Source organism: Streptomyces sp. NPDC001889 (assembly GCF_053594535.1).
On record NZ_JBSFER010000004.1, the window covers coordinates 184,239 to 203,155 of the forward strand.

The 18,917-nt window shown below is 73.2% G+C and carries 18 protein-coding genes and 1 tRNA gene; 7 read left to right on the forward strand and 12 right to left on the reverse strand.

Annotated features, from left to right (window positions below):
• Position 1: 1 nt before the first annotated feature.
• A complete protein-coding gene (locus ACWCRA_RS06060) occupies positions 2-673 on the forward strand; it encodes a FadR/GntR family transcriptional regulator (RefSeq protein WP_351558793.1) in 672 nt (223 codons plus the stop codon).
• Between the two features lie 46 nt (positions 674-719).
• On the opposite strand, the gene ACWCRA_RS06065 is transcribed toward ACWCRA_RS06060, so the two are convergent.
• Positions 720-1,529 (reverse strand): SDR family NAD(P)-dependent oxidoreductase, encoded by an 810-nt coding sequence (locus ACWCRA_RS06065; protein ID WP_451066923.1) that lies wholly within the window; start codon positions 1,527-1,529, stop codon positions 720-722.
• On the reverse strand, positions 1,526-2,845 hold the full coding sequence (locus ACWCRA_RS06070) for an enolase C-terminal domain-like protein (RefSeq protein WP_351558797.1): 1,320 nt from the start codon (positions 2,843-2,845) through the stop codon (positions 1,526-1,528). Before ACWCRA_RS06070 ends, ACWCRA_RS06065 begins: the two co-directional genes overlap by 4 nt.
• Before the next feature lie 254 nt (positions 2,846-3,099).
• Between ACWCRA_RS06070 and ACWCRA_RS06075 the strand changes: the two genes are divergently transcribed.
• Complete coding sequence (locus ACWCRA_RS06075; protein ID WP_451066924.1) at positions 3,100-4,368, forward strand: PAC2 family protein; 1,269 nt, start codon at positions 3,100-3,102, stop codon at positions 4,366-4,368.
• Positions 4,369-4,473: 105 nt separating this feature from the next.
• Here ACWCRA_RS06075 and mshC read toward each other — a convergent pair whose 3' ends face one another.
• The 4 genes from mshC to ACWCRA_RS06095 form a co-directional block, all read right to left on the reverse strand.
• Positions 4,474-5,703, reverse strand: a complete 1,230-nt coding sequence (gene mshC, locus ACWCRA_RS06080) for a cysteine--1-D-myo-inosityl 2-amino-2-deoxy-alpha-D-glucopyranoside ligase (protein WP_351558801.1) — start codon at positions 5,701-5,703, stop codon at positions 4,474-4,476.
• Positions 5,704-6,002: 299 nt separating this feature from the next.
• Positions 6,003-6,821: an SCO1664 family protein gene (locus ACWCRA_RS06085; protein ID WP_351558803.1), complete on the reverse strand. Its 819-nt coding sequence runs from the start codon at positions 6,819-6,821 to the stop codon at positions 6,003-6,005.
• On the reverse strand, positions 6,785-7,375 hold the full coding sequence (locus ACWCRA_RS06090; RefSeq protein WP_351558804.1) for a DUF3090 domain-containing protein: 591 nt from the start codon (positions 7,373-7,375) through the stop codon (positions 6,785-6,787). Before ACWCRA_RS06090 ends, ACWCRA_RS06085 begins: the two co-directional genes overlap by 37 nt.
• Positions 7,376-7,483: 108 nt before the next feature.
• Entirely contained in the window at positions 7,484-8,179 is a 696-nt protein-coding gene (locus ACWCRA_RS06095) for a histidine phosphatase family protein (RefSeq protein ID WP_451066925.1), read from the reverse strand.
• A gap of 59 nt (positions 8,180-8,238) precedes the next feature.
• Between ACWCRA_RS06095 and ACWCRA_RS06100 the strand changes: the two genes are divergently transcribed.
• The gene (locus ACWCRA_RS06100) at positions 8,239-9,246 is read left to right on the forward strand and encodes a magnesium and cobalt transport protein CorA (protein WP_351558808.1); all 1,008 of its coding nucleotides are present in this window, start codon (positions 8,239-8,241) and stop codon (positions 9,244-9,246) included.
• A gap of 22 nt (positions 9,247-9,268) precedes the next feature.
• Here the strand turns inward: ACWCRA_RS06100 and ACWCRA_RS06105 are convergent, their stop codons facing one another.
• Both ACWCRA_RS06105 and ACWCRA_RS06110 read right to left on the reverse strand, forming a co-directional pair.
• Complete coding sequence (locus tag ACWCRA_RS06105; protein ID WP_351558810.1) at positions 9,269-10,054, reverse strand: ferritin-like domain-containing protein; 786 nt, start codon at positions 10,052-10,054, stop codon at positions 9,269-9,271.
• Between the two features lie 163 nt (positions 10,055-10,217).
• Positions 10,218-11,267 (reverse strand): LLM class F420-dependent oxidoreductase, encoded by a 1,050-nt coding sequence (locus ACWCRA_RS06110; protein ID WP_451066926.1) that lies wholly within the window; start codon positions 11,265-11,267, stop codon positions 10,218-10,220.
• A gap of 144 nt (positions 11,268-11,411) precedes the next feature.
• On the opposite strand from ACWCRA_RS06110, the gene ACWCRA_RS06115 reads away from it, so the two are divergent.
• Together ACWCRA_RS06115 and ACWCRA_RS06120 are read left to right on the forward strand one after the other, a co-directional pair.
• Positions 11,412-12,395 carry an aldo/keto reductase gene (locus tag ACWCRA_RS06115; protein ID WP_351558814.1) on the forward strand — a complete coding sequence of 328 codons (984 nt, stop codon included), beginning with the start codon at positions 11,412-11,414 and terminating at the stop codon, positions 12,393-12,395.
• Positions 12,392-14,815, forward strand: coding sequence for a helix-hairpin-helix domain-containing protein (locus ACWCRA_RS06120; protein WP_451066927.1), 2,424 nt, complete (start codon positions 12,392-12,394; stop codon positions 14,813-14,815). The genes ACWCRA_RS06115 and ACWCRA_RS06120 overlap by 4 nt, the downstream gene beginning before the upstream one ends.
• A 71-nt stretch (positions 14,816-14,886) precedes the next feature.
• On the opposite strand, the gene ACWCRA_RS06125 is transcribed toward ACWCRA_RS06120, so the two are convergent.
• Positions 14,887-15,564, reverse strand: a complete 678-nt coding sequence (locus ACWCRA_RS06125) for a hypothetical protein (RefSeq protein WP_351558817.1) — start codon at positions 15,562-15,564, stop codon at positions 14,887-14,889.
• 47 nt (positions 15,565-15,611) lie between these two features.
• Here ACWCRA_RS06125 and ACWCRA_RS06130 point away from each other — a divergent pair, with 47 nt between their 5' ends.
• Positions 15,612-15,800 carry a DUF5703 family protein gene (locus ACWCRA_RS06130; protein ID WP_351558819.1) on the forward strand — a complete coding sequence of 63 codons (189 nt, stop codon included), beginning with the start codon at positions 15,612-15,614 and terminating at the stop codon, positions 15,798-15,800.
• 62 nt (positions 15,801-15,862) lie between these two features.
• On the opposite strand, the gene ACWCRA_RS06135 is transcribed toward ACWCRA_RS06130, so the two are convergent.
• From ACWCRA_RS06135 to ACWCRA_RS06145, 3 genes are all read right to left on the reverse strand, one after another.
• On the reverse strand, positions 15,863-16,672 hold the full coding sequence (locus tag ACWCRA_RS06135) for a chaplin (RefSeq protein WP_351559583.1): 810 nt from the start codon (positions 16,670-16,672) through the stop codon (positions 15,863-15,865).
• 137 nt (positions 16,673-16,809) lie between these two features.
• A complete protein-coding gene (locus tag ACWCRA_RS06140) occupies positions 16,810-17,043 on the reverse strand; it encodes a chaplin (protein ID WP_351559585.1) in 234 nt (77 codons plus the stop codon).
• 176 nt (positions 17,044-17,219) lie between these two features.
• A complete protein-coding gene (locus ACWCRA_RS06145) occupies positions 17,220-18,545 on the reverse strand; it encodes a M20/M25/M40 family metallo-hydrolase (protein ID WP_351559587.1) in 1,326 nt (441 codons plus the stop codon).
• 178 nt (positions 18,546-18,723) lie between these two features.
• Between ACWCRA_RS06145 and ACWCRA_RS06150 the strand changes: the two genes are divergently transcribed.
• A tRNA-Leu gene (locus ACWCRA_RS06150) sits at positions 18,724-18,811 on the forward strand.
• Positions 18,812-18,917: the final 106 nt, after the last annotated feature.

Below are 18,917 nucleotides of genomic sequence, written 5' to 3' on the forward strand. Positions count from 1 at the left end.
TATGGCGGTCACCGACGAAGCCATCGAGAAGATCAAGGAAATGATCGTCTCGGGTGCCCTGCGCCCCGGGGAGCGGCTGCCCCGGGAGAGCGAACTCGCCGCCGCGCTGGGGCTGTCCCGCAATTCGCTGCGGGAGGCGGTCCGGGCGCTCTCGCTGATCCGGATTCTCGACGTCCGCCAGGGTGACGGCACCTATGTGACGAGTCTCGATCCCCAGCTGCTGCTGGAGGCGCTGAGCTTCGTGGTGGATTTCCACCGCGACGACACGGTGCTGGAGTTTCTCGCCGTGCGCCGGATTCTGGAGCCGGCCGCGACCGCGATGGCGGCGGTGCGGATCGGCGCGGACGAACTGGACGCGCTGGAGGCGGGGCTGGACGCGCTGGGGCCGCGGCCGTCCGTGGCGGAGCTGGTGGCCGCGGACCTGGAGTTCCACCGGCGGATCGTGCGGGGCGCGGGGAACGCGGTGCTCTGCTCCCTGCTGGACTCGCTCTCCGGGCCGACGACCCGGGCCCGGGTGTGGCGCGGGCTGACCCAGCGGGACGCGGTCAGCCGGACGCTGGCGGAGCACCGGGCCATCCTGGGCGCGCTGCGGGACGGGGACGCGGAGGCGGCCCGCTCGTGGGCGACCGTGCATGTGGCGAGCGTGGAGCAGTGGCTGCGCACGGTCCTGTGACGACCGCCGCCCGGGGGTGGTCCGCCCGCGCCGGTCGACTCGCGGCTCAGCCGCCGGGGCGCAGCCGCAGTCCCTGCATACCGCCGTCGACCGCGAGCGCCGTCCCGGTGACGGCCGCCGCCGCGGGTGAGGCGAGATAGCAGATCGCGGCGGCGACCTCGTCGGCGGCCACGAGCCGGCCGGTGGGCTGGCGGGCCTCCAGGGCCGCGCGCTCGGCCGCCGGGTCCGCCGCCCGGTCGAGCAGCCGGCCGATCCACGGGGTGTCGGCGGTCCCCGGGTTCACACAGTTCACCCGGATGCCCTCGCGGACGTGGTCGGCGGCCATGGCCAGGGTGAGCGAGAGCACCGCGCCCTTGCTGGCGCTGTAGAGCGCGCGCTGCGGCAGGCCGGCGGTCGCGGCGATGGAGCAGGTGTGGGTGAGGGAGACGGCGCCGGGCCGCTCGGCCGCCGAGGCGCGCAGATGCGGCAGCGCGTGCCGGGCGACCCGGACCATCCCGAGGAGGTTGACGTCGAGGACGTGCCGCCACTCGTCGTCGGGGTTGTCGGCGACGGTGCCCACCGCGCCGACGCCCGCGTTGGAGACCACGGTGTGCAGGGCGCCGAACGCGGCGGCGGCCCGGTCGACCGCCGAGCGCACGGCTGCGTCGTCGGTGACATCGGCGGTGAGGGCGAGCGCCCCCGGGGGCGCTCCCCCGCACTCCCGGTCGAGCACCGCGACCCGGGCGCCGTGCCTCAGCAGCAGCCGGGCCACGGCCGCGCCGATTCCGGAGGCACCGCCGGTGACCAGCGCGTTCATCCCGTCGAACACGGCTTCGCCACCGGTCTCCCGGCCGCCGTCCGGCGCGGGGCCGCTCATGGGGCGGGCTCCCCGGCGGCGCGGCGGGCCCGCCAGACGGGCCCGTCCGGGTAGCGGTGGGCGGCGATCGACCCGGGGCGCATCCGGGCGGAGAACCCGGGGGCGGTGGGGGCCCGGTAGCGCCCGTCCGAGACGACCACCGGATCGGTGAAGTGCTCGTGGAGATGGTCGACGTACTCGATGACCCGGTCCTCCCAGCTGCCGGAGACGGCGACGTAGTCGAACATCGCGAGGTGCTGCACCAGCTCGCACAGCCCCACCCCGCCCGCGTGCGGACAGACCGGGACCCCGTACTCCGCGGCGAGCAGCAGGATCGCCAGATTCTCGTTGACCCCGCAGACCCGGGCGGCGTCGATCTGGAGGAAGTCCACCGCACCGGCCTGGAGCAGCTGCTTGACCACGACCCGGTTGGCCGCGTGCTCACCGGTGGCGACCATCACGGGCTGGCCCGCGCGGACGGCGGCGTGGCCGAGGATGTCGTCCGGGCTGGTGGGCTCCTCGATCCAGTACGGCCGGTCGGGTGCGAGCGCGGTCATCCAGCGCACGGCCTCGTCGACGTCCCAGCGCTGGTTGGCGTCGACGGCGATACGGATATCGGGCCCGACGGCCGCGCGGGCCAGCCGCAGCCGTCTGATGTCGTCGTCGATGTCCCCGCCGACCTTCAGTTTGATCTGGCCGAAGCCGTCGGCGACGGCTTCCCTGGCGAGCCCCACCAGCTTCTCGTCGCTGTAGCCGAGCCAGCCGGGGGAGGTGGTGTACGCGGGGTAGCCGCGCGCGCGGAGCCGTGCGGCGCGCTCGGCGCGGCCGGGTTCGGCGGCGCGCAGCAGAGCGAGCGCCCGCTCGCGGCTGAGCACATCGGTGAGATAGCGGAAGTCGACCTGGGAGACGATCTCCTCGGGGGTCATGGCGGCCAGGAACTCCCACACGGGCAGCCCCGCGTGGCGGGCCGCGAGGTCCCAGGCCGCGTTGACGACGGCCCCGGCCGCCATGTGCGTCACCCCCTTCTCCGGTCCGAGCCAGCGCAGTTGTGAGTCCCGTGTCAACGCGGTGTGGAGGGCGGCGAGCCGGTCCGGGGTGGTGGGCGCGGGGCGCCCGACGACATGGGGACGCAGCGCCGCGACGGCGGCGGTGGCGATCTCGTTGCCCCGGCCGATGGTGAAGCAGAGGCCGTGTCCCTCGGTGCCGGTGTCGGTCGTCAGCACCACATAGGCGGCGGAGTAGTCGGGGTCCGGGTTCATGGCGTCGGAGCCGTCGAGCCGCTCCGATGTGGGGAAGCGGATGTCGTGGACCGCTAACCCCGTGACGGTCTGTCCCATGGGCGCACTCCCGGGAGAGAGGACATCGGATCTCTCGGTCATCCGATGTATATCGCCGCCCGAGCACCAGCGTCCAGAGTCGTGGCGAAGGTTGTGGGGCACAGCTCGGATGAATCCTCCCGCGAGTGGGGTAGCGATACGGACCGGGGGCGTCTCGCCGAAGTTCACCCGCCCGTGCACGAGGGCTGCGGTGGGACACCTCGTAAGCCGTAAGGTTGGGGCGTACGAAAGGCAACGTCGGAAGGAGGCACTGGGTGATCGAGCTCGAGGGGGTACCCGAGCTGATCGACCCGGTCATGGTGGCCGCGTTCGAGGGCTGGAACGACGCCGGCGACGCCGCCTCCACCGCGGTCGCACACCTGGACCGGGAATGGAAGGGCGAGGTGTTCGCGGCGCTGGACGCCGAGGACTACTACGACTTCCAGGTCAATCGGCCCACGGTGTGGCTGGACGGCGGAGTACGGAAGATCATCTGGCCGACGACCCGGCTCTCCGTGGTCCGGGTCGGCGGCGAGAAGCCACGTGACCTGGTGTTGGTGCGCGGCATAGAACCGTCCATGCGCTGGCGGTCGTTCTGCAATGAGATCCTCGGATTCGCCCATGAGCTGGGGGTGGAGATGGTGGTGATCCTGGGCGCGCTGCTCGGGGACACCCCGCACACCCGGCCGGTGCCGGTGAGCGGCATCACATCGGACCCGGATCTGGCGAGAACCATGGACCTGGAGGAGACCCGGTACGAGGGTCCCACCGGGATCGTCGGGATTCTCCAGGAGGCGTGCACCCACGCCGGGGTGCCCGCGGTGAGTCTGTGGGCGGCGGTGCCGCACTATGTGTCGCAGCCGCCCAACCCCAAGGCGACGCTGGCGCTGCTGAACCGGCTGGAGGATCTGATCGGGCTGCGGATTCCGCTGGGAGAGCTGGCGGAGGACGCCCGTGCGTGGCAGCTCGGGGTCGATCAACTGGCCGCCGAGGACAGCGAGGTGGCGGAGTACGTCCAGACGCTGGAGGAGGCACGGGACACCGCGGAGCTGCCGGAGGCGTCGGGCGAGGCCATCGCCCGGGAGTTCGAGCGCTATCTGCGGCGCCGGGACGGCGGTCCGGGTCCGGGCCCCGGCCCGGGGGTCGCGACCGACGGCGGTGAGGGGGGAGCGTATCTGCGCGACCCCGGGGGCGGGCTGAACCGGCCGCCGAAACCGCCGCGTCCGGATCAGCGCCCGGAGCCGGAGGCACGGGAGCAGGAGACGCGGGAGCCGGAGACGCGGGAGCCGGAGACGCGGGAGCCGGAGACGCGGGAGCCGGAGACGCGGGAGCCGGAGTCCGGTGGGGAGGCCGGGGCCGAGGCGGCTCCCGAGCCGGGCCCGGTCAAGGGCCGGGGGCGCGGTCGGGGCCCGAAGGCTGGCCCCGGGGCGGCGGCTCAGCCGGAGGACAGCAACGGCGACGGCTGCGACAGCGGCAGCGGCACCGGCGACAGCGGCAGCGGGAGTGACGGCGAAGGCGAAGGGCAGGGCTCTCCGGGGAAGTGACCCGGTGGCAGGCGTGAAGGCGGGGCGGTGTCCTGGTGGACACCGCCCCGCCGTCCGTCCGTCTCATGCCGGGCGGGGGCGCCCCGCCCGGCATCGGTCAGCTCGTCAGAGGGCCACGCCCAGCAGCGCGTCGACGGTGCGGGAGACCAGACCGGGCGCGCCCTCGTCCGTACCGCCCCCGGTGCTCTGCCGCTCGGCCCAGCGGTCGACGGCGGCGAGTGCGGCCGGGGCGTCGAGGTCGTCGGCGAGGGCCGAGCGGACCTCCTCCACCAGGGTGTCCGCGGACGGACCGTCCGGCCGGGAGACGGCCGCGCGCCAGCGTTCGAGCCGCTCCACGGCCTCCTGGAGCACCTGGTCGGTCCACTCCCAGTCGGCCCGGTAGTGGCGGGAGAGCAGCGCGAGCCGGATGGCGGCCGGGTCGACGCCCTCGCGGCGCAGGGTGGAGACGAAGACCAGATTGCCCTTCGACTTGGACATCTTCTCGCCGTCGAGCGCGACCATCCCGGCGTGGACGTACGCCCGGGCGAAGGGGTGCTCACCGGTGAGCGCCTGGGCGTGGGACGCGCCCATCTCGTGGTGCGGGAAGATCAGGTCCGAGCCGCCGCCCTGGATGTCGAAACCCATCCCGAGGTGATCGAGGGCGATGGCCACACACTCGATGTGCCAGCCGGGCCGGCCGCGGCCGAGGCTGCCGCCGTCCCAGTCCGGCTCGCCGTCGCGGGCGGCCATCCACAGCATCGGGTCGAGCGGGTTCTTCTTGCCGGGCCGCTCGGGGTCGCCGCCGCGCTCGGCGGAGAGCAGCCGCATGGCCTCGGCGTCCAGATGGGAGACCTCGCCGAAGCGCGGGTCCGCCTCGACCGAGAAGTAGACATCGCCGTCGAGTTCGTACGCGGCCCCGGCGTCGCGGAGCCGCTCGACGAGCGGGACGATGCCGGGTATCGCCTCGACGGCGCCGATGTAGTGCCGCGGCGGCAGCATCCGCAGCGCGGTCATGTCCTCGCGGAAGAGGGCGGTCTCGCGCTCGGCGAGCGAGGTCCAGTCCTCTCCGTCGCGGATGGCGCGCTCCAGCAGCGGATCATCGACGTCGGTGACGTTCTGGACGTAGTGAACCTGCCGCTTGGTGTCGAGCCACACGCGCTGAACGAGGTCGAACGCGTTGTAGGTCGCCGCGTGACCGATGTGGGTCGCGTCGTACGGCGTGATGCCGCAGACATAGATACGGGCGACGGGACCGGGGTCGAGGGTCAGGGACCCACCGGTCGCGGTGTCGTGGATCCGGAGGTCGCGGCCCTTGCCGGGCAGGGCGGGGACCTCAGAAGCGGGCCAGGCATGCATGCCTTGAGACTAACCGGATGACTGATCCGTTTACGAACCGGATCACGCCGGTTGGCCGGTTACGCGGTCTTGCGGAGTGACACGTATATGTGCGGGAAGCAGCGACTGGGCTCGGAATGCCGGATTCCGTGCTTCTCGCGCTCCCGGCACTTCCCGCGCTTCCGTCACGCGCCGTGCTCTCGCGCGGCGACAGCGGCCGGGGACAGCGACCGGCGACAGCGACCGGCGACAGCGACCGGCGACAGCCGGGCGACCCGGGGCCGGCGGGACGACCCGGGCGCACCCGGGCGGCCCCGGACTCAGACGGGAGGCCAGGGGATCGCCGGCCACTCACCGGACGGCGCCGGGTGGACCCCGGCACTCCGCAGGGCCGCCACCCGTGCCCGTACCGCCCCCACTTCGGCGGGGGTCAGCAACTGGGCCAGCCGGGTGACGAGCGGGCCACCGTCCGCCAGGGCGCCGGAGAGCGTCCCGAGGGCCGCCAGGGCCTCCTCCGGAAGAGGCTCCCCCGCCCAACCCCACAGCAGGGTCCTCAGCTTGTCGTCCGCGTGGAAGGTGACACCGTGGTCGATGGCGTAGAGCACCCCGTCCGGCGCGGGCAGCAGATGCCCGCCCTTGCGGTCCCCGTTGTTGATCACCGCGTCGAGGACCGCCAGCCTCCGCAGCCGGGTGTCGTCGGCGTGGACCAGCAGCGCCGTGCGCCCCTCCCCCACCTCCGCGAGACCGACCGCTTTCCAGCCGTCCCCCGGCTCCTCGTCCTCCACCAGCGCCAGCAGGGAGGCGGCGGGGTCGGCCTCGATCCAGAGCTGGACCATGCCCTCGCCGTAGGGGCCCTCGCGCAGCACCGTGGGCGGCACCAGATGCCAGCCGAGCGCCTCGGAGATCTCGTAGGCCGCCACCTCGCGCTGGGCGAGCGTCCCGTCGGGGAAGTCCCACAGGGGGCGCTCGCCGGCGACCGGCTTGTAGACACAGGACGCCTCCTCCCCCTCGTACGAGACGGAGCAGAACAGCACCGCGTTGGAGGCCTCACGGACCCGGCCGCGCACGGTCAGCTCGCCCCGCGCGAGCAGGTCCAGCGAGGTCACGCCCCCCGTCGGTATCCGTTCTGGCGCGGGCATACATGTCCTTCCGGATCGAGCGGCAGGCTGCACAGCGGGCAGGGCGGCCGGCCGGCGTTCACCACGTCCAGCGCGCGCTTGGCGAAGGCCCTCGCCTGGGCGCCGGTCAGCCGGACCCGCAGCATCGGCGGGCCGTTCTCCTCGTCCTGGAGGAGCCGCTCCTCGGCGTCGGCGAGGTCCTCCTCGGAGTCCGCCTCCAGCTCGACCAGCGCCTGTGCCTCGACGATCATGCGCTGTTCCTCGCCGTCCCAGGCCAGCGCCATGGTGCCGACCCGGAACTCCTCCTCGACCGGCGCGTCGAGCGGGGCGGTGTCCGCGACATCGGCGGGCGCCATGGCGGGCACCGGGGCGTTGCCGCCGGTGCGGCGCACGACCTCGTCGAGCAGCTCGTCGATCCGCTCGGCGAGCGCTGCCACCTGCGTCTTCTCCAGCGCCACGCTGGTGACACGCCCTGCGGCCGACGCCTGGAGGAAGAACGTACGGCGTCCAGGCAGCCCGACCGTACCGGCCACGAACCGGTCCGGTGGGTCGTAGAGGAACACCTGACGGGACACGCTCTCTCCCTCAAGACTCGGGAACGACAGACTCGGGAACGACAGACCCGGAAACGGCCTGGGCGGGCCTGCGGGGTTTCGGCGCGTCCACCCTACTGCGCCGGGCGATCACGGTGCGCCCGCGCCGCCGCCCACGACCGCGTTCCCCTCGCCGCCCTGGTCGCCACCGCCGCGCGGGGCCAGCGACGCGAGGTCCCCGGTGTCGCCCAGACGCAGAAGAAATGGCCGGGTACGGGTGTAACGCACCGCTGTCACGGAACACGGTTCCACATGGATTCGCTGGAAGAGATCGAGATGCATACCGAGCGCGTCGGCGATGAGCGACTTGATGATGTCCCCGTGGGAACACATGGCGTAGACGGCGTCCTCGCCGTGCTCGGCGTCGATCCGGGCGTTCCAGTCGCGCACGGCGTCCACGGCGCGGGCCTGCATGGCCCGCATCGACTCGCCGCCGGGGAACGCCGCCGCCGAGGGGTGCTGCTGGACGACCTCCATCAGCGGCTCGCCGGCCAGCTCCGCCAGCTTGCGGCCCGACCAGTCGCCGTAGTCGCACTCGCCGATCCGCTCGTCGGTGCGGAGCGAGAGGCCCGGCCGGGCGTCCAGCAGCGGCTGAACCGTCTGTACGCACCGCTCCAGCGGGCTGCTGACCACGGCGGCGAGGGGCACCCCCGCGAGGCGCCCGGGGAGCGAGGCGGCCTGCTGGGCGCCCCGCTCGTCGAGGTGCACACCCGGGGTCCAGCCGGCGAGCAGTCCGGCGGTGTTGGCGGTCGAGCGTCCGTGACGTACCAGGATCAGCGTGGCCATGTCCGCAAGCCTAGGGCGCCGCACGCCCTGGGGTGCGCCGGGGTGGCGCGGGCGGGAGAATGCGCGCTGTGATCGTGGACTGCGCCATCTACCGGGACGGACACCGCACCGAGGGTCCAGGCGACCTGTCCGACGCGCTCGCCCTGGCCAGGGAGCGCGGTGACGCCTTCCTCTGGATCGGGATGCACGAGCCGACAGAGGAGGAGTTCGAGCTGGTCAAGTCGGAGTTCGGGCTCCATCCGCTGGCGGTGGAGGACGCGCTGCGGGCCCATCAGCGCCCCAAGCTGGAGGTGTACGACGACTCGCTGTTCGTGGTCCTCAAACCGGTGGTGTACGAGCCCCGGAGCGACACGGTCTCCACGGGAGAGCTGATGCTCTTCATCGGCGACTCGTTCGTGGTGACCGTCCGGCACGGCGAGGGCGCGCCGCTGGCCGCCGTGCGCACCCGGCTGGAGGCCGAGCCCGAGGTGCTGGCGCACGGGCCGACGGCGGTGCTGTACGCGATCAGTGACGCGGTGGTCGACCACTACATCGAGGTGGCGGAGGAGCTCCAGGTGGACCTGGAGGAGATGGAGGCGGATGTCTTCGCCCCCGGCGGGTCGGCGAGTCCTGGCCCGGCGCGCACCCCGACGGCGGCACGGATCTATGTCTTCAAGCGGCAGCTGCTGGAGTTCCGGCGGGCGACCGGTCCGCTGGCGGGGCCGATGACCCGGCTGGCGAGCGCCGGGGTGCCGTTCGTCAGTGAGCGGTCACAGCCGTTCTTCCGCGATGTCAGCGACCATCTGACCCGGGCGAACGAGCAGGTGGACGCGTTGGACCGGCTGCTGTCGGACATCCTGGCGGCACATCTGGCCCAGCAGGGGGTGCGGCAGAACGACGACATGCGCAAGATCTCGGCGTGGGCGGCGATGGCGGCGGTCCCGACGATGGTGGCGGGGATCTACGGCATGAACTTCGAGCACATGCCGGAGCTGCGGTGGGTCGGGGGGTATCCCGCCGTTCTGGTGGTGATGGTGGGCGCGGTCTATGGCCTGTTCCGGCTGTTCAAGCGGCGGGGCTGGCTCTGAGATCCCCGGCCGGCCGGGGATCTCAGAAGGCGTGCGCGGGGATCGGCGGGCCGTCGAGGGCGCCGCGCCGCTCGGGCATGGCGAGCGAGATCATCCGGTGCCAGCCGCCCAGCCGCTCGTATCCGTAGAGCCCCCGGATGCCGGTGGCGAGGAGCGCGGACTTGGCGGCGGGCCAGTGCAGCAGCCGGCCCATGTGGTCCATGACGGCGAGGCTCACCTCGCGGTAGACCCGGATCTCGGCGAGGGCGCTCCGGCGCAGGACGCGGTGGATGGTGCGGCCGTGCCCGGCGGCGGCGAGGCTCAGCAGCTCCTCGTGGCAGTAGGCGAGGTGGTTCTCCTCGTCATGGGCGATCATCCGGATGGCCTTGCCGACCTCGGGGTGGTCGCCGAAGTGCCGGACCAGCATGTCCATCTGGTCGGCGGCGCGCTGTTCGGTGACCCGGCTGTGCGCGAGGTAGACGACGATGTCCTCCTCGGTGAGGGGTTCGTCGCGGCGCAGCTTCTCGTGGGTGAGGCCGATGCCCTGGCGCTCCAGGAGCATGGTGTAGTCCGCCTCGGGCGGGACCGGGACCGGTTCGAGACCGCGCTTGCGCAGCAGCGCGTTGAAGATCCGGCCGTGCTTGTCCTCGTCGGCCCCGTGCCGGCTGATCCTCGGCGCGAGAGCGCGCATGCCCTCGGGCACCAGGGCGGCGATCCGGCCGTTCTCCCAGCCGCCCTGGGACTCGCCGCTGGCCGCGATGGAGCAGAAGAGCCGGTAGGCGTCGTCGTGGTCGATGATTTCCTGGAACAGGCTCCGGGCCGAGAGCATCACTGCCACCTCCTGAGGGCACCCCGGTGACAGCGTCACACGCGGTGGACGGGTGGGGGCAACAGCTGGGGCCCGCAAACGCCCCGAACGGGCGACATTCGCGGTGGTACGGCCCCGGTCCGGGCCGGCGGGTGGGCACGGGCCGGACCGGGGCGGGGGGCGGTCAGGCGAGCCCGGCGCGCTCCAGGGCCTCGGTGCCCGCGCGCAGTGCGGTGAGGCGCTCCTCCAGGGTGAAGCCGGCCGGGGCGAGGGTGAGGGTGGTGACCCCGGCCGCCGCGTACTCCCGCATCCGGTCGGCGATCCGCTCGACGGAGCCGAGGAGGGTGGTGGAGTCGATCAGCCGCCCGGGGACGGCCGCCGCCGCGCCCTTCTTGTCACCGGCGAGGTACTTGTCCTGGATCTCGGCGGCCTCCTTCTCGTACCCCATGCGCCGCGCGAGCTGGTTGTAGAAGTTCTGCTTGCGGCTGCCCATGCCGCCGACGTAGAGGGCGGTGTACGGGCGGAACAGATCCGCGAGCGCGTCGGTGTCCTCGCCCACGGCCAGCGGCAGGGTGGGACAGACGTCGAAGCCCTCCATGGTCTTCCCGGCCTTCTCCCGGCCCGCGCGCAGATACTGGATCGCGGTGGACTCCAGATGCTCGGCGGAGGGGAAGATCAGCAGCGCGCCGTCGGCGATCTCACCGGTCTGCTCCAGGTTCTTGGGGCCGATCGCGGCGATGTAGAGGGGGATGTGCTCGCGCTGGGGGTGGACGGTGAGCTTCAGGGGCTTCCCGGGGCCGTCCGGCAGCGGGAGGGTCCAGTGCTCGCCCTGGTGGGAGAGGCGCTCCCGGGTCATGGCACGGCGGATGATCTCGACGTACTCACGGGTGCGGGCGAGCGGCTTGTCGAACTTCACCCCGTACCAGCCCTCGGAGACCTGGGGTCCCGAGACGCCGAGGCCGAGCCGGAAGCGTCCGCCGGAGAGGGAGTCGAGGGTGGCGGCGGTCATCGCGGTCATGGCGGGCTGGCGGGCCGGGATCTGCATGATCGCGGAGCCGACGTCGATCCGCTCCGTCCGGGCGGCGACCCAGGCCAGGACGGTGGGGGCGTCGGAGCCGTACGCCTCCGCCGCCCAGCAGACGTCGTAGCCGAGCCTGTCGGCCTCCTGGGCGACCGCGAGATTGTCGCTGTCCATCCCCGCGCCCCAGTAGCCGAGGTTGATGCCGAGCCGCATAACCGCTCCCTCTTACTGATCAGTAACGTCCGTGTTCCGGGGACTCTAGCGCGGGTGACCGCGATCCGTCAGGGCCCCCGCCCCCGCCGGAGGTTGTCCACAGGCCCTCTCGGCGCGGGCCCCTGGCCAGTAACCTCAGCGGTCATGGAGCAGAGGCATCTCGGCCGCACCGGCCTGCGCGTGTCCCGGATCGGTCTCGGCACCCTGACCTGGGGCCGGGACACCGATGAGCACGACGCGGCGGATCAGCTCAAGGCGTTCTGGGAGGCCGGAGGGACCCTGGTCGACACCGCCGATGTCTACGGGGGCGGGGACGCGGAGTATCTGCTGGGGCAGTTGGTGGAGCGGCTGGTGCCGCGGCGGGATCTGGTGATAGCGACGAAGGCGGGCAGTGTGCCCGACCCTGACCGCCGGTTCGACGGCTCGCGCGGGCATCTGCTGGCCTCGCTGGACGGCTCGCTGGCCCGGCTGGGCACGGACTACGTGGACCTCTGGCAGGTCCACGCCTACGATCCGCGGACCCCGCTGGACGAGACCCTCCAGGCGCTCGACATCGCGGTGAGCAGCGGCCGGGCCCGCTACGCGGGGGTGTCCAACTTCTGCGGCTGGCAGCTGGCCAAGGCGGCGACCTGGCAGCTGGCGGCGCCCGGGGTGCGCACCCGTCTGGCCAGCACACAGATGGAGTACTCGCTCCTCCAGCGCGGGGTGGAGCGGGAGGTGCTGCCCGCCGCCCTCGATCTGGGGATCGGCCTGCTGCCGTCGTCGCCGCTGGGCCGGGGCGTGCTCACCGGCAAGTACCGGCACGGCACACCGTCGGGCTCCCGGGGCGCGTCCGAGCTGCTGGGCCCCTTCGTGGAGCCGTATCTCGACGAGACGGCCGACGGCATCGTGGACGCGGTGCTGACGGCGGCCGACGGGCTGGCGACGACGCCGCTCCAGGTGGCCCTGGCCTGGGTGCGGGACCGCCCCGGGGTGGTCGCCCCCGTCATCGGCGCGCGCAACGCGCAGCAGCTGATGGCGGCACTGTCAGTGGAGGCGCTTACGCTTCCGGACGAGATCTGCCGGGCGCTGGACGATGTGTCGGCGCCCGTGCACCGCTATCCCGATCAGGACTGGAGCACGCTGTGACCGCGTCTTCCCGGGGGCCGAACCCCGAACCCCCGGCCGCCACCGCCGCCGATGACCGCGAGCCCGAGGGGACAAAGGGGGCGGCGGCCCCGCCGGCACCGGACCCGGGCGCGGGGACGGCCGCGCCCGGAGCGGCGGGGAGCGGCGCGGATGCCGCCCCGGCCCCCGGGGAGGGCGAGGCCGGCCCGGCCGCTGGCACCGCGCCGGAGGCGGGCGCGCACGGGGCCGACGGGAGCGGCGCGTCCGCGCCGGCCGGCGCGGAGGGCACAGAGGACCGGACCGGCGAGGCCCACGGAAGCGGCGCGGAGAACCCGACCGGCGAGGCCCACGGGGCCGACGCAGCCGACGGGGACGGCTCCGGCGGTTCGGACAGCGCGGCGGAGGAGAGCGTGGCCGCCGCCGCGCTGAGCGAGACCGAGGCGGAGATCGCCGCGCAGCGCGAGACACGGGCACGGATCGAGCGCCGGAAGGCCGAGAAGTCCGGGCCGGTGGCGAGCGGGGCCAAGCTCAGCGGCACGGCGGCCGAGCTGCTCGCGGCGGTGCGCGCGGTCGAGAGCGGCGAGAAGCCGCCCACCGTCTTCCAGGGCACCCCCGCGCCCGCCGCGCCCCCGGAGCAGAGGGCGCGGCCGGTGCGCCCGCCCGCCGCCGCGCCGGAGTCGGTCTCCGGCCCGGCGACCGCGCCGGAGACCGTCACGGGGGTACGGGCGGTGCTCGCCGAGGGCGGCGCGCCCGAGGCGCTGGCGGCCCCGGCGGCCGAGACGCTCGGCGAGCAGGCCGCCCAGGCCCTGCGGGCGGACCCCTGGCTGCTGCTCTCCGTCCCCGGGGTGCGGCCCGAACAGGCCGACGGCTTCGCCCGCGCGCTGCTCGGCGGCGAGTGCGGCCCGGGTGACGAGCGTCGGACGTCGGCGCTGGTCGCCTGGCACCTGGAGCAGGCGGCGCTGCGGGGTCACACCGCGCTGGAGTCGTCGTCGGTGCGCGGCGCACTGGCCGAGCGCTCGGTGCCCGACCCGGACGGAGCGCTGGAGCAGGCGGTGGCCGACGGGGCCGTCCTGCTGTTCCAGGACGGCCCCGTCGAGACCGGCGAGACCGGACAGACGGACGAGACCGAACAGACGGAGGAGACCGGGGAGGCAGCCGGCGGGGAGACCGGCACCGGGGAGCCGGCCGACGAGGCGCCGGCCGCCGGGGGCGGTCCGGTGCTGCTGGGGCTCGACCGCTACGCGATGGCCGAGGAGAGCCTCGCGGACGGTCTGGCCCGGCTCGCCCGTTCGGGCGCGGACGACCGGTGGGCATCCGCGGACCCCACCGAACTGGTCCGGGCGGTCGCCGCGAGCGGACTGGTGACCCACACCGGCGGCGAGGCGGCCCGGGCCGAGCCGGTCGCGCTCGCCGAGGCGGGCGCGGCGCTCGGGCTCCGTACCGTCGTCGCGGTCCACAGCTCCCGGAGCCGCCGGGCGGCCGGGCCGTCGGCGGTCACGGTGGCCGGGCTGCTCTCGGGCGCCGAGGGCCCCGGCCGGGACGGGGACGGCGCGCTCGCGCTCGATCTGCTGGTGGTGCTGGACGGGCCGCTGCTCGATGTGGAGAGCGCGGCGATGCTGGTGGAGTCGCTGCCGGACGGTTCGCGGCTGGTGCTCAGCGGCGACCCGGGCCAGCTGGGCTCGGCGGGTGCCGGGCGGGTCTTCGCGGATCTGCTGGCGGCCCGGGTCTGCCCGGGGGTGGTCTCCCGGACCCCGGACCCCGGCCCGATCGGCGAGCTGGTGTCGGGCATCGGCATCGGTGAGCTGAACCGGGTGGCGGCCCCCGGCAAGGAAGTCGTCATCGTGCCGGTACGGGACGCGGGCGAGGCCGTGCACCGCACGGTGCAGCTCGTCGCCGACTCGGTGCCCCGGGCGATCGGGGTGCCCACCGAACAGACCCAGGTGATCACCGTGGGCCATGGCGGTTCCGCGGGCACCCGCGCGCTCAACGCGGCGCTGAAGCAGCGGCTGAACCCCGGCCCCGGCCGGTTCGGCGGCTTCGACCCGGGCGACCGGGTGGCGTACACCCCGGCGCCCGGCCGGACCGTGCCGGGCACCGTGGTCTCGGCGGACGCCGCGGGGCTGCGGCTGGACTGCGAGGGGACCGAGGTGACCGTGCCCAGGGAGCGGGTCGAGCCCGCGCTGCGGCACGGCTGGGCGCTGACCGCGCACCAGGCGGCGGGGATGCGCTGGCCGGCGGCGGTCGTGGTGCTTCCGGGGGATGCCGCGCGGGGCCTGAGCCGCCCCTGGGTGTACACGGCGTTCGGCCGGGGCGAGCGTCATCTGTCCGTGGTGCACGGGGTGGACCAGGCGCTGCCGCGCGCGGTCGCGGAGATTCCCGCCCAGGAGCGGACGACCCGGCTGCGCCCCCTCCTCGAAGGGCTGCTCACCCCCGCCGGGTGAGGGACGGGACGGCGGACGGCCCGCCGCCCGGACCTTTCCGGTCCGGGCGGCGGGCCGTCGGTGTGCCGTGCTCAGCGCTCCGGCTCGTCGACGTCGTCCAGCTCCTCCACGTCCTCCACCAGCTCGTCCAGCTCGTCCTCGTCGAAGACGGAGCTGACGTCGAAGCGGATGACCACCCGCTGCGGGTCGGCCGTCTCGAAGGGCGCGCTGAGCCACTCCCCCGGGTCGGCGAGATCGTCCAGGGCCGAGACCCAGAGGGTGGAGTCGCCCTCCTCCAGTCCGAATTCCTTGTGCCGGGAGGCGATCTCGTCCGGTTCGTACTCGCCGAAGACCAGACCGAGCGCCGCGTGCACCCGGGTGGCGGCGGTCCGGGAGCGCTCCGGCGCGTCCTCGTCGGGATCGAGGTCGGCGATGCGCCGGGCCTGGGAGAGCAGCCGCCCCGGCTCCACCACCGCGTAGTCGCGGCGGATCAGCACGCTGAGGGCGTTGGGTTCCTCCGGGCCCCCGTACGCCGGGAGCGATTCATCGGCTCCGGGGATCTCGAAGGGGGTGACTTCGTCATAGCGGTCGTAGAGGCGTTCGTCGTAGGCCTCCGCCGCGACGGCCAGGGCGTTGAACGCGTCGTAGACGGCCGGGTCGTCCTCTCCCGTGCGGTTCTCGACCGCCGCGAGGTGGCGGTCCAGTGCGGCTTTGACCGCCTCGGCGGCGGCACGTACCTCGTCAGCGGTGGGCGGCGCAGCATCAGACATAGTGCAGACGCTATCCGTACCGGGCCGGTGCCCGCACAATAGATGCGATGCCGGAATACGAATTTGTCGATGTGTATGTGCCTCGCGGGGTCTCCCGCGCGGAGGCGACGCGTCTGCTGACCGACCACGCCGAGTACGGACACTGGGAGTTGGACCGACTGACGCTGCACCGGAACGGCAGCCGAAGGGTACGGCTGCGCCGCCGGATCATCCGCCAGGTGCGTGCCACCTGGTGAACCGCCGAGGAGTGGGTCCCGCCCGGCGCGGGACCCACTCCGGGGTGAGGGTGGCCCCTGGTTCAGGCGCGGGCGCGGGCGCGCCGGTACAGCACCACTCCCGCCAGCATCATGCCCGCTCCGATCGGGATGGTGAGACCGAGCGAGTCGACGCCGGTCCGCGCCAGCTCGTCCAGGGCCTCGGGCTGCTCCGCGGCCTTGCTGATGGAGCTGTTCGCCTTGTGGGCGGGGGTCTCCGGGGTGCGGACGTGGTTGTCGGTGCCGCCGGGCGGCCGGACGGTGGGGGGCTCGCTCGGCTCGGGGGGAGCCGGCTTGCCCGGGGTGGGCGGCTGCGGCGGCTCCGTGGGCTTCACGGGCGGCTTGACCGGGACGGGAGCCGAGTCGTTGGCGCAGTCGTTGCCGAACGCCGGGTTGAGCAGACCCACCACGTCGATCGTGTTGCCGCAGGCGTTCACGGGGACGTCGACCGGGGCCTGGACGTTGTTGCCGGAGCCGACACCGGGTGAGTTGGCGGCGCCCCCGTTCGCCTGGGCGCCGCCGCCGGACTGCGCCCCGGAGGGGGCCCCGCCCGGCTGGCCGCCCGCGTGGGAGCCGCCCGGGGCGGTCGGTGCGGCGGGCGCGGTGCTGCCGGAGACGTTGGCGCATTCGTTGCCGAACGCGGGGTTGAGCAGACCGACGATGTTCACGGTGTTGCCGCACGCGTTGACGGGCACGTGGACGGGAACCTGAACCGAGTTCCCGGACGCGACGCCCGGCGAGTTCGAGGCTCCTCCGTTGGCGTCGGCGCCGGCGTGGGCGTAGCCGCCGCCCAGCGCGAGCGCGCCGCCCGCCGCCGCCATGGTGATCATGGTCTTGCGAGTGACCAGTCGCATAGGTAGCTTTCCTGCCTTCTTCAGAAGCTTCCGGGCCCGTGCCCGGGAGCGGAAATGCGGGGCGGTCCCGGAGCGCGTGAGACGCGCTCCGGGACCGCCGGGTTCACACCTCAACCCCGATGGGCCGAGTCACCCCGTCAAGAGTTGACGCAGGTGTTGCCGAAGGCAGGGTTCAGCAGACCGACGATGTCGATCGTGTTGCCGCACACGTTCACCGGGACGTGAACGGGCACCTGAACGGCGTTGCCGGAGATCACACCGGGGGAGCCGACTGCGGCGCCCTGGGCACCGGCGTCGGCCATGGCGACACCCGCACCCGCGAGTACCAGGCCACCCGTGGCTGCCGCAGCGGCGACGACCTTCTTGATCATTGTTCCTCCTCGTTGACAAAGCGGTCCCAGCCGCGGACCGCACCACCTGTAACGAGGAGCGGGGAGCAGGGCTACGAGCCCGATGTACCTTTCACTCTTTTCAGTCAGTGGCGTACGTACTCACGATTATTGGAGTGTCCTTTCGGCGGGACCCCCGGGTCCTCACCCGATCCGGTTCAGCACTGGTCGAGGAACCGGTCAAGCACACGCACTCCGAACTTCAGACCGTCCACCGGAACCCGCTCGTCCACCCCGTGGAACATCCCTGCGAAGTCCAGCTCCGGCGGCAGCTTCAGCGGCGCGAAGCCGAAGCAGCGGATGCCCAGGTCGTCGAAGGACTTGGCGTCGGTGCCCCCGGAGAGCATGTAGGGGACCGCGCGGGCGATGGGGTCCTCGGCCCGCAGCGCGGCCTGCATCGCGTCCACGAGGTCGCCGTCGAAGCTGGTCTCCAGCGCCTTGTCGCCGTGCACGTCCTCGCGCCTGACCCGGGGGCCGAGCAGCCGGTCGAGATCGCCGAGGAACTCCTCCTCGTACCCCGGCAGGAAACGGCCGTCGACATGGGCGGTGGCCTGTCCGGGGATGACATTGACCTTGTATCCGGCGCCGAGCATGGTGGGCGCGGCGGAGTTGCGCAGGGTCGCGCCGATCATCTTGGCGATCCCGCCGAGCTTGGCGAGGGTGGCGTCCATGTCCTCCGGGTCGAGCGGGGTGCCGAGCGCGTCGGACAGCTCGTCCAGGAAGGACCGTACGGTCTTGGTCATCCGCACCGGCCACTGATGGCGGCCGAGCCGGCCGACGGCCTCGCACAGCTCGGTGATCGCGTTGTCGTTGTTGGTCATCGACCCGTGCCCGGCGGTGCCGTCCACGGTCAGCCGCATCCAGTGCATGCCCTTCTGCGCGGTCTCCACCAGATAGAGCCGCAGATTCTCGTTGACGGTGAAGGAGAATCCGCCGACCTCGCCGATGGCCTCGCTGACGCCCTCGAAGAGATCCGGGTGCTTGTCGACCAGATACCGCGCGCCGTAGGTCCCGCCGGCCTCCTCGTCGGCGAGGAACGCCAGCACCACGTCGCGCGGGGGCTTGCGGCCGGTGCGCAGCCGCTCCCGTACGACGGCGAGCGTCATCGCGTCCATGTCCTTCATGTCGACCGCGCCCCGGCCCCAGACGCAGCCGTCGGCGATCTCGCCGGAGAAGGGGTGGTGGGTCCAGTCCTCGGCGTTGGCCGGTACGACATCGGTGTGGCCGTGGATCAGCAGCGCCGGCCGGCTGGGGTCCTCCCCCTCGATCCGCGCGACGGTGGAGGCGCGCCCCTGGTGCGACTCGATGATCCTCGGTTCGAGCCCGACCTCGGCGAGCTTCTCCGCCACGTACTCCGCGGCGACGCGCTCCCCCGGCCCCGAGTGGTCCCCGTAATTGCTGGTGTCGATCCGGATCAGCTCACGGCAGAGGTCGACGACCTCGTCCTCGCCCGAGACGGTACGGGCCGTATTCGACTCGCTCACGCTGATTCCTCCCGCTGTCGCTCCTGGTGGTTCCCACCCATCCTCCCGCGCCCGCCCCCGTCCCCCAAGGGCAGCGGCCCGATCACGCCCCCGTGCCCTCCGGGCGTGATCGGGCACCCCTGAATGTTTGCTATGGTTTTCCACGTCGCAAGGGCGCAAGCCGAGCGGCAGACACCTTGTCCGGGTGGCGGAATGGCAGACGCGCTAGCTTGAGGTGCTAGTGCCCTTTATCGGGCGTGGGGGTTCAAGTCCCCCCTCGGACACCAGCGAGAACCCCAGTTGATCTGGGGTTTTCTGCATTTCCGGGCACCGGTGTGACCAGCGCCGCCCCGGCCCCGTGGCGCGGCCGGGCCGGGGTGCGGGCCTACAGTC

Bases quoted from the DNA above. Each gene is read 5' to 3' on its own strand.
- ACWCRA_RS06110 (WP_451066926.1), bottom strand. From the start codon at position 11,267: ATGCGGCTCGGCATCAACCTCGGCTACTGGGGCGCGGGGATGGACAGC.
- ACWCRA_RS06085 (WP_351558803.1), bottom strand. From the start codon at position 6,821: ATGCCCGCGCCAGAACGGATACCGACGGGGGGCGTGACCTCGCTGGAC.
- ACWCRA_RS06060 (WP_351558793.1), top strand. From the start codon at position 2: ATGGCGGTCACCGACGAAGCCATCGAGAAGATCAAGGAAATGATCGTC.
- ACWCRA_RS06070 (WP_351558797.1), bottom strand. From the start codon at position 2,845: ATGGGACAGACCGTCACGGGGTTAGCGGTCCACGACATCCGCTTCCCC.
- ACWCRA_RS06100 (WP_351558808.1), top strand. From the start codon at position 8,239: ATGCGCGCTGTGATCGTGGACTGCGCCATCTACCGGGACGGACACCGC.
- ACWCRA_RS06140 (WP_351559585.1), bottom strand. From the start codon at position 17,043: ATGATCAAGAAGGTCGTCGCCGCTGCGGCAGCCACGGGTGGCCTGGTA.
- ACWCRA_RS06095 (WP_451066925.1), bottom strand. From the start codon at position 8,179: ATGGCCACGCTGATCCTGGTACGTCACGGACGCTCGACCGCCAACACC.
- ACWCRA_RS06115 (WP_351558814.1), top strand. From the start codon at position 11,412: ATGGAGCAGAGGCATCTCGGCCGCACCGGCCTGCGCGTGTCCCGGATC.
- ACWCRA_RS06135 (WP_351559583.1), bottom strand. From the start codon at position 16,672: ATGCGACTGGTCACTCGCAAGACCATGATCACCATGGCGGCGGCGGGC.
- ACWCRA_RS06065 (WP_451066923.1), bottom strand. From the start codon at position 1,529: ATGAGCGGCCCCGCGCCGGACGGCGGCCGGGAGACCGGTGGCGAAGCC.
- ACWCRA_RS06125 (WP_351558817.1), bottom strand. From the start codon at position 15,564: ATGTCTGATGCTGCGCCGCCCACCGCTGACGAGGTACGTGCCGCCGCC.
- ACWCRA_RS06105 (WP_351558810.1), bottom strand. From the start codon at position 10,054: ATGCTCTCGGCCCGGAGCCTGTTCCAGGAAATCATCGACCACGACGAC.
- mshC (WP_351558801.1), bottom strand. From the start codon at position 5,703: ATGCATGCCTGGCCCGCTTCTGAGGTCCCCGCCCTGCCCGGCAAGGGC.
- ACWCRA_RS06130 (WP_351558819.1), top strand. From the start codon at position 15,612: ATGCCGGAATACGAATTTGTCGATGTGTATGTGCCTCGCGGGGTCTCC.